The organism is Psychromonas sp. KJ10-5 (genome assembly GCF_055808325.1).
The window spans coordinates 213,327-226,664 of record NZ_CM147864.1 but is presented as its reverse complement, the minus strand read 5'-3'; the positions used below and the strand labels follow the sequence as shown (position 1 = coordinate 226,664).

Below are 13,338 nucleotides of genomic sequence, written 5' to 3'. Positions count from 1 at the left end.
ATGTTAAATAAACGAGAAAATATCAATACCAATTATATTAAGTAAGTGATCTAAATTTTGCGCAGGAAAAATGACTGAGTTCAAGGCGTAATTTAAGTTAAATAGTTATTCTATTTACGAAAATTACAACGAATAAATAAGTTATTTTAACAACTAAAATAGATCAGTTAATTAGTCTAATTGGTATAACCTTTGCTTTATGCCTCTCTATCATTGCTAAAAACAGGTAACGATAAATGATAATAAATAGCACACAACCTTAAAGATAATGTACCTAGCATTGCAATGGCCATCGAGAAAATAGGCCCAAGCTCAATATAATCACATAGCACATACAAAGCAGCCCCTAGAATGGATGCAGTTGCATAGATCTCTTTCTGTAATACAAAAGGAATTTGTCCGCTTAAAATATCCCGAATCATGCCGCCCACCACACCAGTGATACAGCCCATGACAATAGCAACTGGCCCACTGAACCCTAACATCAATGCTTTTTGTGCCCCCACAATGGTAAAAATAGCTAAACCAAAAGCATCAAAAATCGGTAGTAAATACGCAGGAAAACGGTGAATGCGATGTAACCATAACACACTCAACAATGCGGTTAAGATAATCACATAGATATAAGTATTATCAACAATCCAAAACACAGGCGTGGCCCCCATCATCATATCGCGTAACGTTCCACCACCAATACCTGTCACACCAGCGAGTACAATAATACCAAAAGGATCCATTCTTAGTCTGGTTGCCACTAATACACCAGAAATAGCACAGGTTATCACCCCGATTAAATCTGAAATATAAATGAAATTTTCTAGCATATGATTGTTAATTCCTAGGTCAATGATTAAATTTTTACGCATGTTATAACAAATATAATATCAATCACACTAAATAACTTGTCGTGATTATATTAAATATAAGTATGCTATTTAGTGCATGAAAATAACTTTAATAGCTGACCTAAATGATGGTATTTATCGATAAATATTTAGCTAGAATAATGACTGATTAAGAGGTTGCAATAAAACAATAAATATTAGTAAAAGCACAATAGGGAGGTTAATCAATATAATTAAAGCAGGTAGAGTAGATAATCAATGCTTACTTTACAGGGGGGAATAAAGTAAGCACCAGTCTAATAATCAGAACAATTATATTAAATAGAGAATGATGAGCCACAACCACAAGTTGAAGTTGCATTTGGGTTGTTTACTAAAAAGCGAGAACCTTCTAATCCATCGATAAAATCGACAGTGCCGCCCACTAAATATTGTAAACTCATTGGGTCAACTGATAAAGTAACGCCACAATTTTCAATTAAGGTATCATCATCATTGGTTTTTTCATCGAAGGTAAAACCATATGAAAAGCCAGAACAACCACCACCAGTAACATAAACGCGTAACTTAAGGTCAGGATTATTCTCTTCTGCAATCAATGCTTTCACTCGATTTGCTGCACTATCACTGAAATAAATCGGTAATGCCATTTCCACTTCACTTGTCATGTTACTTTGTAATCCTATTAATGTGCCCAGCGCTATTATCTAATGCTTGACTAATTTGTTCAAGTATTAGCAGATTTTATCTTGATTCGATATAGACCCAATCAATTATTCCGATTGAGTTGCTAGCTCTTCTAAAGTGGTTGCTCCATCTTCAATGAAGTTTTTCCAATCATATATTTTCTCAATACGTTGTGAGTGGATCCATTTCGACCCATCAGCTTCAGCCACTATAAAAACCTGATCAATATTAGCATCTTCAGGTAGCGTAAAACTCCCTTTAAGATGTTGGAAATACTTAAATTTGAAGCTAGATTCAAAGCTACTCTTAAGCTCTTTTAAAGTCACCTTTTTATTATCATCTGCACTTGCAAAAGTAATTTCAACATTACCCTTTAAATCATGACGACCTTTTTGCCCTTGCATTAAAACAAGCTCAAACAACCATGTCCCCTGCTCTTCGCCTGCGGTAACATCGAATGAGTAAATATTAAGCCCTGCTTTTGACAATTCAGGTGCCACCACTTGTTCATAAAAATACAATTTGTTGTTACTTGCATCTAAGGCATTGTTAAGAGCTAAGTTGTCTTCTTCTAACACTTTATGAACTTGCTTTTCAGATTGATACTCTGCTTGGGTTAAATTAAGGCGCTCTGTTAACTGTGTATTTTCCAATGTTAAACTTTCTACATCCAACGCTAACGATTGCACCTTATGTTGAAGAATATCTTGTTTAAATTTACCCACCATAAAGCCAAAATAGATACAGATTAAGCTAATCACTAACCATTTTAAAAAGCTTATTTTAAATTGCTTCATGACTTTTCTTCTTGCTTATCATGTTTAGTATATTTACCAGAGATACGATCCATCGCTTTATCAGTGGTTTCTTGACGTTTAGCACGCATAGCTAGTTTAAGAGTTCTTTCTAATAATTGTGTATAGATAGGACGTCCACCTAACGTCTGAGCAACCATAGTCGCGCCCAAACACGTCACAATCAATGGCAGAATCATTTCATAGTTACTAGTCATCTCAATCACCAATAAAATACCAGTGATCGGTGCTCGTACAGTGGCCGCAAATAACCCGCCCATACCCGCAATCGCAAAAGCACCTGGTTCAGTAATTAAGTCAGGAAATAAAGCTTGGGCTATAACCCCAAATAACATGCCAAATAATGTACCCAGTGCGAGAGTCGGAGCAAATACACCACCAGGTGCCCCCGAGCCAAAACTAATTAATGTGGTAAAAGTACGTACTAAGAATAATAGTAACAACCCTCCCGCTAAGAAGTGTCCACCTTCCACATGAGGAATTAACTCAATACCACTAAAAGCGACATCTGGTGCAACAATCGATAATGCGCCAAAGATAGCGCCAAGAAATGCACCTATACCAACAAAATACCAGCGACGACCTTTATGAATAGAGAGATAAATATCCTGTGTTGCTAGAATCATCTTATTAAAATAGATACCAATCACACCAAAGCAGAAACCCAAAATAAGGTAAAAGCCAAGCGTATGTAAATCAGGGTGAGAATATTGAGTCACAGTAACAACGGCGTCTTGGTCTGTGAATAGGCGCATCACTATGGTCGCCATTACTGCACTTAAAAATACACTTTTTGTAGAGGTTAAACTGTAATTAAACTGCGAACGCATCTCTTCAATAACAAACATAATGCCAGCAAGTGGTGCATTAAATGCAGCCGCTAAACCACCTGCCGCACCGGCAGCAAGAAGCGCTTGAGCATCTACTTTATTCACTTTAAAAATATCCGAAATCATGCGACCGACATTAGCGCCAAGCTGTACCGATGGGCCCTCACGTCCTAATGCCATGCCACTACCTAACGCCAGTAAACCGCCCATAAATTTAACTGGGATAACGCGTTTCCAACGTACTGGACGCATTCCTTCCATCGCGCCTTCAATTTCAGGAATACCACTGCCACCTGCTTCAGGAGCAAAACGGTGAGTAATATAAAAAGCCGTAGCAGCCATTAAGGAAGAGATAGGAATAGCAATTATCCATAGTGGAATATCGCCTTCACCATAACGGTGAATAAAATCTAAGCGCATTTCAGACACTAAAATAATACCATGGTCGAATAAAGCAGAGACACTACCAGCAAGCAACCCGATAAAAACAGATAACCAAATTAATAACGCACTACTTTTACGGGTAAAAAAACGCTCAATGAAATTTTTGATTCCATTAATAAACACTAAGGGCACTGCTATTTTCATAATTGCGATACAACCTAAAGCAAAAAAGAGGTACAAAACCAGTATTATAAAAGATTAATCATTCATAGACTTTATTTCTCATATGTTAGCAAAGATTTTACAAAGAAACCCTGTTAAAAAGCATTGATCTAACTACTTTCTCAGTTGCATCTTGTTTTTTCATGGGTATATTGCTGTTTTAGTCATTTAATAAATCATTAATGGGAAATTATGAGTAAATCATCAGAGTTATTTAACCGAGCACAATCTATTATTCCTGGTGGCGTAAATTCACCGGTTCGCGCATTTAATGGCGTTGGTGGAGGCCCATTATTTATTCAAAAAGCACAAGACGCTTATATTTATGACGTCGATGATAAACAATATATTGATTATGTAGGCTCATGGGGACCAATGATTTTAGGTCACAACCACCCTGCTATTAAAAAAGCAGTCATTGATGCAGCAGAATTTGGTTTAAGTTTTGGTGCGCCTACTGAAATAGAAATCGCCATGGCAGAAAAAGTGCAGCAACTTGTACCTTCGATGCAACAAGTGCGTATGGTAAGCTCAGGCACAGAAGCAACCATGAGTGCTATTCGCCTTGCTCGTGGCTACACAAATCGAGATAAAATTCTAAAGTTTGAAGGCTGTTACCACGGTCATGCCGACTCTTTATTAGTAAAAGCTGGCTCTGGCGCCTTAACATTAGGTCAACCAAGTTCACCAGGCATCCCTGCGGATTTTGCTAAACATACATTAACCGCTAATTTTAACGACCTTACTTCAGTCAAAGCACTGTTTGAAGAATATCCAGAGCAAATTGCTTGTATCATTGTTGAACCGGTAGCAGGCAACATGAACTGTATTCCTCCTGCTGATGGTTTCCTACAAGGATTACGTGACCTTTGTGATCAACACCAAGCATTATTGATCTTTGATGAAGTTATGACAGGTTTCCGTGTTGCATTGGGTGGCGCACAAGCTCATTACAACATCAAACCTGACCTAACGACATTAGGTAAAGTGATTGGTGGTGGTATGCCTGTGGGAGCCTTTGGTGGTCGCCAGGAAGTGATGCAATTTATCGCACCAACCGGGCCTGTTTACCAAGCAGGTACTTTATCGGGTAACCCAATCGCAATGCACGCAGGGTTAGCCTCATTAACGGCGCTTGATTCACCAGAATACCAACAACTGGCAATCAAAACGAAACAACTAGCAGAAGGCCTTAAACAAGCAGCAAAAGAAGAAGGTGTGGCATTAAGCGTTAACTATGCAGGTGGTATGTTTGGTTTCTTCTTTACTGAAGAAGCAGAAGTTACTAACTTCCAACAAGTTTGTGCTTGTGACGTAGAAAAGTTCAAAAAATTCTTCCACTTAATGTTAGAAGAAGGTGTTTATCTAGCGCCTTCTGCTTTTGAAGCAGGCTTCTTATCGTTAGCGCATACTGACCAAGATATTAGCAATACGATTACCGCAGCTAAAAAAGCCTTCGCACAACTGTAAACTTTCAATACATATGACAGTAGATTGGTCACCCACAGAAGTGTGGTGATTAATCTGCTTTATGCTGTTAGAAAATCGCGACTTTTTATCTTTCACGCAGTTTTTGATCAAAAAATACCATATTTCATACACACAAATTCATTTCTATTTCTGTCTTACAATACAACTACTGTATACTCTACCTTTAACTAGTTATTTTTAATTACAGGGTTGTAAAATATGAGTGAAGTCATAGACATGAGTTTAGAAGGCATAGAGCAATTATCGCTCGCTAAATTTACTGAAGATGCCTACCTTAACTACTCCATGTATGTGATCATGGATCGTGCCTTACCGCATATCAGTGACGGTTTAAAACCTGTTCAACGACGTATCGTGTATGCGATGTCTGAATTGGGGTTATCTGCTTTAGCCAAATATAAAAAATCAGCACGTACCGTCGGTGACGTATTAGGTAAATACCACCCACATGGCGATAGTGCCTGTTATGAAGCCATGGTATTAATGGCTCAGCCCTTCTCTTACCGTTATCCATTAATTGATGGTCAAGGTAACTGGGGTGCACCGGACGATCCAAAATCATTTGCTGCGATGCGTTATACGGAATCCCGCTTATCTGCATTTTCTGAGCTACTGTTATCAGAAATTGGACAAGGGACTACCGATTGGAAACCTAACTTCGACGGCACCTTAAAAGAACCAGAATTATTACCTGCACGTTTACCACATATCCTATTAAATGGAATCACAGGTATTGCCGTTGGTATGGCAACGGATATCCCACCGCATAATGCGCGTGAAGTAGCTGCAGCTTGTTTACACCTAATCGATAATCCGAAAGCACAACTTGAAGAGTTAATGGAATTTGTACAAGGCCCAGACTACCCTACTGAAGCCGAAATCATTACTCCACGTAAAGAGATTATCAACATCTACAAAACGGGTCGTGGTAGCTTTAAAAGTCGAGCGGTGTTTACAGTAGAAAATGGTGAAATAGTAGTTACTGCATTACCTCATCGTGTGTCAGGCGGTAAAATATTAAAAGATATTGCCAAGCAGATGCAGGATAAAAAACTGCCGATGGTTGCTGATCTACGAGATGAATCTGATCATGAAAACCCAACTCGTTTGGTTATCATTCCACGCTCAAATCGTATTGATATAGAAGCGTTAATGAATCATCTATTTGCTTCTACTGATTTAGAAGTGAGCCATAAAGTTAACTTAAACATGTTAGGCCTAAACCAGCGCCCAAGTGTCAAAGGCTTGGTTACCATTCTCAATGAATGGTTAATCTATCGCCGTAACACCGTGCGTCGCCGTTTACAACATCGTTTAGATAAAATTTTGGCTCGTGTGCATATTTTAGAAGGTTTATTAGTTGCTTACTTAAATATTGATGAAGTCATTGAAATCATCCGTACCTATGATGATGCAAAAGCAGAATTAATATCACGCTATGATTTATCTGAAACACAAGCACACGCTATTTTAGAAATTAAACTACGTCAATTAGCTAAGCTTGAAGAGATTCAAATTCGTGGTGAAATGGCGGAGTTATCGGAAGAGCAGAAAAAGCTAGAGTTATTACTTGGCTCAGACCGTCGTCTTAATACCTTAGTGAAAAAAGAGATCAAAGCTGACGCTGAGAAATACGGGGATGATCGCCGCTCTCCTATGGTAGAAAGAGAAGAAGCGAAAGCCTTAACTGAAAAAGAGTTAATGCCAAGCGAGTCGGTAACCGTCGTCTTATCAACCCAAGGTTGGGTGCGAAGTGCAAAAGGTCATGATGTTGACCCACAAGCATTAAGCTTTAAAGCGGGTGACGAGTATTTAACCAGCTGCCAAGGTAAGAGTAATCAAAGCTGTTTATTCATTGATACTTCTGGGCGAGTATATTCGCTTGATGCGCATTCATTACCTTCCGCACGTACTCAAGGTGAGCCACTTACTGGCCGCTTTAATCAAAATGAAAACGTGCCTTTTGCCTGTGTATTAATGGGTGACGAAACAGACCGTTATATTATCAGCAGTGACCACGGTTATGGTTTTATTGCTAATCTAAGCGACATTAATAGCCGTAACAAAAATGGTAAAGCGTTAATCAACTTAACCACTAACGCACAGCTTATCGCGCCACAGAAACTGTCTAATAATAAAGATGATTTATGTTTAACCATCAGTAATGAAGGCCGTATGTTGATCTTCCCTGTTGCTAGCCTTCCAAGTTTAAGTAAAGGTAAAGGCAACAAGATGATTAACATCATGACAGCAAAAGCGACTAAACGAGAAGAGTTTGTTACTATGCTGAAAATTATATCGCCTGAGAGTGCTGTCACCCTCCATGCAGGAAAACGCAAGCTCACCCTTAAACCAAATGATTTAGCTCATTATCAAGGTGAACGTGGTCGTCGTGGCAATAAATTACCACGAGGCCTACAACGCGTTGATAATATTGAAATCATCAATTCTGAACCTGAACAAGAAGAGAATTCATAAACTATGTTATTTATTATCAGAGCAATTTTAATCGTTGCTGTCGTTATTTTAATGAGTGTTTACTCACTATTTTATTGTATTTTGAGTCCGCGTAACCCTAAGAATACTTATCACTTTGCAATGCTATTCAGTAAGATGTCGCGTTTAGTGGGTTTAAAAGTCACGATTAGAATACCTGAGAGTGCTAAAAATAACGGTTCAGTAGTTTATATTGCTAACCACCAAAATAACTACGATATGGTGACCACAACAGGCGCAGTTCAGCCTGGCTCTGTGACTATTGGTAAAAAGAGTTTAGTATTAGTGCCTTTCTTTGGCATTATCTACTGGTTAACCGGTAACATCTTAATTGACCGCGATAATAAAGATAAATCAAAAAACACTATTACTGACGTGGTTAATCAGATGCGTGCAAAAGACCTAGCGGTATGGATTTTCCCCGAGGGAACCCGTAGCCGAGGCCGTGGTTTAATGCCATTTAAAATGGGAGCTTTCCATACGGCACTGCAAGCAGGTGTTAACGTCGTACCTACAGTTATTTCAAACACACATGAGCAAGTGAAACTAAATCGTTGGGACAACGGTGAAGTAATTGTTGAGATGTTAGAGCCAATTGATATTACACAATACAAAAAACGTGAAATTCGCCGTTTAATGAATGACTCTCACGAGATCATGCTAGCGAAATATAAGCAACTTAATAAAGAAGTTAATCGCCCAGATAACAACCTAGGTTGTTGCGATTAATCACAACACATAAAATACGAGTGGCTGAGCAAAATTCCAGTCAAAACCGTAAACCTTGATATAGAAGAGATAAACATGTCAGAAGAACTTACATTTGAAGATCTATTAGCTGAATTTGCTGAAGAAACTGCGGATATCGTAGAAGCGATCTTAGAAGATGGCAGTAATCCAGATGCAATTTATATGATCGAGCACCACCTTTCTTGCGACAATTTCGACGTATTGGAAAAAGCGGCAGTGGCTTGTTTCAAAAAAGGATATGAAGTTACCGATCCAGAAGAACTAGAATTAGAGGATGGCTCAATCATCTTAAGTTTTGACGTGGTTGTTGAAATGAACCTAGATGAAGAAGCAATTTATGAAGATGTAGAAAGGCTGCTAACTTTGGCGCAATCTTTTGGCATTGATTACGACGGTTGGGGTACTTACCCAGAAGAGTAGTCAAGACAAACATACAAGCACAACCATAAAAACCAAGCTTGGCTTGGCTTTTTTATGGCAAGTATAAAATAATACCAATTCCACTAAATATGTTATCTAAGCTTTACGTAGAAAGAATAATCTAATTCAAGGTGAAATTAACGTAAAAAAACCGCTTTCTCTACGAAATTTATAACAAAGGGATAGGTTTTTTTAACAAAAAAAACAGATAAATTAATTAGTACAACAGATGTAAACATAGATAAAATTCACATTATTGATATAAAAAATAACATTCCTATTATATTCTTATGCGTCAATAACTTACTTAAACTATAACATTACTTTTATAAAGAGAAACTGCATGGCATTTAAAATCATTTCCAGTGCCACCTACTTACCAGAATCAACCGTGTCTGCCTCTGAGCTAGATAAGCGTCTAAATTTAAAACAAGGCACTTGTTCAAAAAGATATGGTGTGGAGTATCGTCATTTTGCAAATGAAAAAGAAAGCTCTGTTTACATGGCTTGCGAAACCATTAAAAAAGCATTAAATGATGCAGAACTATGTTTAGCGGATATTGATTTATTGATCAATGCCAGTGCCACCAGCCATCAAGTTTTACCCTACAATGCAGCTAGCATATTAGCTGAGTTAGATGATCCCAACCATATTGCTAGCATGGATATTAACAGTAGTTGTTTATCTTTTTTATCTGCCCTAGAAATGGCACACTGCGCTTTATCAACAGGTCGTTATCAACGTATTTTAATTGTTTCAAGTGAAGTCTCTCGTGTGGGTATTACTTACGATAACCCAGAAATATCTTCTTTATTTGCAGATGGTGCAGCCGCTTTTATTCTAGAAGCAGACTCTAATTCATTAGGTCTCATTTCAAGTCACTTTAAAACTTACCCTAAAGGTTACGAATATTGCCAAATTAAATCTGGAGGGAGTTTTTTGCACCCTTCAAAAACAAATTTAGAGACTTTTATGGCTGGCAGTTACTTTCAAATGAATGGGCGTAAAATATTCAAACAAGTCTCTTCACTTATTTCAGGCTTTGTCGATGAAGGATTAGAGAAAGCAAAAGCACATAAAAATGACATCCAATTTATCGTGCCACATCAAGCCAGTTACTTAGCCTTAAAACATATAGAAACACGTTTAGGTTTCGAAAAAACGCAGATGATTAACATCATTGCAAAAATGGGCAATCAAATAGCCACATCAATACCTATTACCTTAGATTATCTATTAAAAAATCATACTATTGAGCAAGGCAATAAAATTATGATTTTAGGTACTGGAGCAGGATTATCCTTAGGTATGGCGGTATTATCGATTTGAAAAACATGCTTATCACTGGTGGAACAGGCATGTTAGGCCAAGCCCTTATTCGTTTGTACTCCTCACAATACGACATCCTTTTTTTAGGCAGAAACCAAACCTTAGGCGAGCAAATTGCTAAACAATATAACGCCACTTTTTTAGCGATTGATTTATCAGATATTGAAGCATTAAAAACAAGCTGCCAACACATAGATGTTGTGGTGCATTGTGCTGCCTTATCAAGTCCATGGGGTAAAAAATCAGACTTTGAAATAGCTAATGTTAAAGGTACTCAAAACATATTATTAGCGGCAGAAAAAGCCAAGGTAAAAAAGTTTATACATATCTCAACCCCCAGTCTGTACTTTGATTTTAAAAGCCACATAGCGATTAAAGAAACGCAACCACTACCAAATACATTTTGTAATGACTATGCTACAACTAAAGCACAAGCTGAACAATGCGTACTAAATAGCTCCTTAACATCAGTTATTTTAAGACCCAGGGGTATTTTTGGACCACAAGATCGGGCTATCGCACCTCGCTTATTAAACTTCATTAAAAATAAGACCTTGATGTTACCTTCGACAAGAGATCCGTTAGTTGATTTAACCTATGTTGATAACGTTGCCGACGCAATTATATTAGCCATAAAGTCTAACTGTAAAAGTGGTTCAATCTTTAATATTACTAATGGACAACCTGCACATATCCAAAGTCTATTAACAGTTTTATTAGATGCACTAGCGCCAAATACCAAGATTAAAGGATTAAATTATTACGCAGTAAGCGTATTAGTAAAACTCAATCAGCGAGTACATCGATTTATATTAAATAATAAAGAGCCTAGATTAACCGACTACAGCGCCGCACTATTACATTATGATCAAACACTGGACATAACAAAAGCTCAAAAAGAGCTTGGCTATCAACCTAAAATAACCATTGAAGAAGGGATTATACGTTATGCGAAATGGCATAAAAATCCGACTATTTAAAGCAGGCTTTTGTACTCATCCTGGGTTTATTGTACAACCCGGAGCTGGCATCAAACCTCAAAAATTTCCCGCAGGTATTGCGTTAATAAAACACCTAACAGAAGGTTATATTTTATTTGATACAGGCTATCACCCTGACTTTCATAAAAGTACACGCCCTTTCCCTGAACGATTTTATGCCATGTTAACACCTTGCCATTTAGAACAAGGTGACACTATTTTCGACCAAATCAATGCACTCAGTATCGACAAAAGTGAGATTAAGCATTTACTATTATCACATTTCCATGCAGACCATATTGCAGGTATGGTTGACTTCCCTGACTCAATTATTCACTGCCATCGTGCAGGTTTAAATTACATGCAACAATCCAACCGCATCAATCGTATTAGAAAAGGTTACTTAAATAAACTCGTGCCAGAGCAAGCACATAAACAATTTTCATTCATTGATACTTTCACACTAGATATTGCAGATATATTAGGATTACCAGAGAAGATCGGTTTATATGCTAAAGATTGGTTTGCTGATCAATCTATTTTTATTGTAAATTTACCCGGTCATGCAGCAGGGCATATTGGCTTATTAATTCGTCTCGAAAACACCTTCATTTTTTTATTAGCCGATGCTTGCTGGTTAAAAAGCAGTTTAAGTGAAAAGCGAGATCAACATTGGATTGCCAATATACTAAGTGATGATCATAAAGCCTATAAAGACACCTTACAAAAACTAAGGCGTTGCTTTGAATTAAGCAATGAATCAGTGACCTTTGTGCCCTCTCATTGTGAAGAAACCATTGAACAATTGATCTCACAAAAATGGATCAGTTAATGGAAAGGTTACTGATACTCTTTTATTTTTTACAAACTAAATGTCGTCGCTTTTCTTCAAGAGAAAAGCTATTGAGGTGGCAACAGAAACAGTTAAAGCGACATTTAACATGGTTATGTCAACATTCCGATTTTTATAAAAGCTATCAAGGTAAACCCTTAAGTGAATTTCCGATCATGAATAAATCATTAATGATGGAAAACTTTAACGCTTTAAATACTGAAAATTTAGATCGTGACACCTTATTCAAACTCGCCTTAACAGCTGAAGAAACAAGACAGTTTGAGCAATCGAGTATCAACAATATCGCCGTCGGTTTATCTACTGGTACTTCAGGGCAACGAGGTCTATTTCTCGCGTCAAAAAATGAGCGTGTTACTTGGACAGGTACTATTCTTGCAAAACTATTACCCTGCATTACACAAAAACATCGTATTGCACTGTTATTAAGAGCCGATAGTCCTTTGTATCAAACGGCTAATAAAGGGCGCATTCAATTTCATTATGCAGATATTACACAATCAACAGATCAATGGTTAAATGAATTAAAAGCGTTTAACCCAACAATACTTATTGGTAGCGCACAAGCGATTCAACTTTGCGCAGCACATCATCAAGGTTTAACACCCCGCACAATTATCTCTGCCGCAGAAGTGCTAACAAAAGAGGATGAACACTTTATTGAACAAGCCTTTAATCGCCCAGTTAAGCAAGTTTATCAATGTACAGAAGGTTTTTTAGCGTGCAGTGATGCCAACAATGTCATGCGTTGGAATGAAGATAATATCTACATAGAGCATCATTGGTTAAATGCAGAAAAAACACTCTTCTCACCAATCATCACTGATTTTAGGCGTAAAACACAGCCTGTAGTACGTTACCTACTTGATGATATTATCGAAGTGGGTGATGAAAAAGGTGTTTTTGAACCTATCAAAAGTATTATGGGCCGCAGTTCTGATATTTTACATTTACAAGAAGGCAATCAATCTGCCTCGATATTACCAGACTTAATCTATCGCACCGTGAGTTACATAAGCGATGAATTGATCGATTATAAAGTGACACAGACGAACTCAAATACTATTGAAATTGAAACGGAACATTGGTTTGAAGAAATTAAACAAGGTTTATCAACCCTCTTTTTAAAACAAGGTATTAAGCATACTATCTTTATTCAGAAAACAGCCCCTAAATGGGACTTAAATAGTAAAAAAAGACGAGTTATTAATTTATATCGTCAAAAAGGTTAATCT

General features: G+C 37.5%; 12 protein-coding genes. 8 read left to right on the top strand and 4 right to left on the bottom strand.

Annotated elements, in window-relative coordinates; all coding sequences use genetic code 11:
- Positions 1-197: 197 nt before the first annotated feature.
- From AC0L3W_RS01120 to clcA, 4 genes are all read right to left on the bottom strand, one after another.
- Positions 198-824, bottom strand: a complete 627-nt coding sequence (locus AC0L3W_RS01120; protein ID WP_290039895.1) for a trimeric intracellular cation channel family protein — start codon at positions 822-824, stop codon at positions 198-200.
- 338 nt (positions 825-1,162) lie between these two features.
- A complete protein-coding gene (erpA, locus tag AC0L3W_RS01115) occupies positions 1,163-1,513 on the bottom strand; it encodes an iron-sulfur cluster insertion protein ErpA (RefSeq protein WP_290039896.1) in 351 nt (116 codons plus the stop codon).
- A gap of 105 nt (positions 1,514-1,618) precedes the next feature.
- Positions 1,619-2,329 carry a DUF6776 family protein gene (locus tag AC0L3W_RS01110; protein WP_409439870.1) on the bottom strand — a complete coding sequence of 237 codons (711 nt, stop codon included), beginning with the start codon at positions 2,327-2,329 and terminating at the stop codon, positions 1,619-1,621.
- Positions 2,326-3,765, bottom strand: coding sequence for a H(+)/Cl(-) exchange transporter ClcA (gene clcA, locus AC0L3W_RS01105; protein WP_290039898.1), 1,440 nt, complete (start codon positions 3,763-3,765; stop codon positions 2,326-2,328). The genes AC0L3W_RS01110 and clcA overlap by 4 nt, the downstream gene beginning before the upstream one ends.
- Positions 3,766-3,975: 210 nt before the next feature.
- Between clcA and hemL the strand changes: the two genes are divergently transcribed.
- From hemL to AC0L3W_RS01065, 8 genes are all read left to right on the top strand, one after another.
- Positions 3,976-5,253, top strand: coding sequence for a glutamate-1-semialdehyde 2,1-aminomutase (hemL, locus tag AC0L3W_RS01100; protein ID WP_290039899.1), 1,278 nt, complete (start codon positions 3,976-3,978; stop codon positions 5,251-5,253).
- Between the two features lie 219 nt (positions 5,254-5,472).
- Positions 5,473-7,752: a DNA topoisomerase IV subunit A gene (parC, locus tag AC0L3W_RS01095; protein ID WP_409439871.1), complete on the top strand. Its 2,280-nt coding sequence runs from the start codon at positions 5,473-5,475 to the stop codon at positions 7,750-7,752.
- Positions 7,753-7,755: 3 nt separating this feature from the next.
- Positions 7,756-8,499 carry a 1-acylglycerol-3-phosphate O-acyltransferase gene (locus AC0L3W_RS01090; protein ID WP_409439872.1) on the top strand — a complete coding sequence of 248 codons (744 nt, stop codon included), beginning with the start codon at positions 7,756-7,758 and terminating at the stop codon, positions 8,497-8,499.
- A gap of 75 nt (positions 8,500-8,574) precedes the next feature.
- A complete protein-coding gene (gene rraB, locus AC0L3W_RS01085) occupies positions 8,575-8,940 on the top strand; it encodes a ribonuclease E inhibitor RraB (protein WP_290039902.1) in 366 nt (121 codons plus the stop codon).
- Positions 8,941-9,283: 343 nt separating this feature from the next.
- On the top strand, positions 9,284-10,270 hold the full coding sequence (locus AC0L3W_RS01080) for a 3-oxoacyl-[acyl-carrier-protein] synthase III C-terminal domain-containing protein (protein ID WP_409439873.1): 987 nt from the start codon (positions 9,284-9,286) through the stop codon (positions 10,268-10,270).
- Between the two features lie 5 nt (positions 10,271-10,275).
- Positions 10,276-11,250 carry an NAD-dependent epimerase/dehydratase family protein gene (locus AC0L3W_RS01075; protein ID WP_409440390.1) on the top strand — a complete coding sequence of 325 codons (975 nt, stop codon included), beginning with the start codon at positions 10,276-10,278 and terminating at the stop codon, positions 11,248-11,250.
- Positions 11,219-12,082 carry an MBL fold metallo-hydrolase gene (locus AC0L3W_RS01070; protein ID WP_409439874.1) on the top strand — a complete coding sequence of 288 codons (864 nt, stop codon included), beginning with the start codon at positions 11,219-11,221 and terminating at the stop codon, positions 12,080-12,082. Before AC0L3W_RS01075 ends, AC0L3W_RS01070 begins: the two co-directional genes overlap by 32 nt.
- Entirely contained in the window at positions 12,082-13,335 is a 1,254-nt protein-coding gene (locus AC0L3W_RS01065) for a F390 synthetase-related protein (protein WP_409439875.1), read from the top strand. The genes AC0L3W_RS01070 and AC0L3W_RS01065 overlap by 1 nt, the downstream gene beginning before the upstream one ends.
- Positions 13,336-13,338: the final 3 nt, after the last annotated feature.

Excerpts from the sequence above, each read along its gene's own strand:
- clcA (WP_290039898.1), bottom strand. The coding sequence starts at position 3,765 with ATGAAAATAGCAGTGCCCTTAGTGTTTATTAATGGAATCAAAAATTTC.
- AC0L3W_RS01070 (WP_409439874.1), top strand. The coding sequence starts at position 11,219 with ATGCGAAATGGCATAAAAATCCGACTATTTAAAGCAGGCTTTTGTACT.
- parC (WP_409439871.1), top strand. The coding sequence starts at position 5,473 with ATGAGTGAAGTCATAGACATGAGTTTAGAAGGCATAGAGCAATTATCG.
- AC0L3W_RS01090 (WP_409439872.1), top strand. The coding sequence starts at position 7,756 with ATGTTATTTATTATCAGAGCAATTTTAATCGTTGCTGTCGTTATTTTA.
- AC0L3W_RS01080 (WP_409439873.1), top strand. The coding sequence starts at position 9,284 with ATGGCATTTAAAATCATTTCCAGTGCCACCTACTTACCAGAATCAACC.
- rraB (WP_290039902.1), top strand. The coding sequence starts at position 8,575 with ATGTCAGAAGAACTTACATTTGAAGATCTATTAGCTGAATTTGCTGAA.
- erpA (WP_290039896.1), bottom strand. The coding sequence starts at position 1,513 with ATGACAAGTGAAGTGGAAATGGCATTACCGATTTATTTCAGTGATAGT.
- hemL (WP_290039899.1), top strand. The coding sequence starts at position 3,976 with ATGAGTAAATCATCAGAGTTATTTAACCGAGCACAATCTATTATTCCT.
- AC0L3W_RS01110 (WP_409439870.1), bottom strand. The coding sequence starts at position 2,329 with ATGAAGCAATTTAAAATAAGCTTTTTAAAATGGTTAGTGATTAGCTTA.
- AC0L3W_RS01120 (WP_290039895.1), bottom strand. The coding sequence starts at position 824 with ATGCTAGAAAATTTCATTTATATTTCAGATTTAATCGGGGTGATAACC.
- AC0L3W_RS01075 (WP_409440390.1), top strand. The coding sequence starts at position 10,276 with ATGCTTATCACTGGTGGAACAGGCATGTTAGGCCAAGCCCTTATTCGT.
- AC0L3W_RS01065 (WP_409439875.1), top strand. The coding sequence starts at position 12,082 with ATGGAAAGGTTACTGATACTCTTTTATTTTTTACAAACTAAATGTCGT.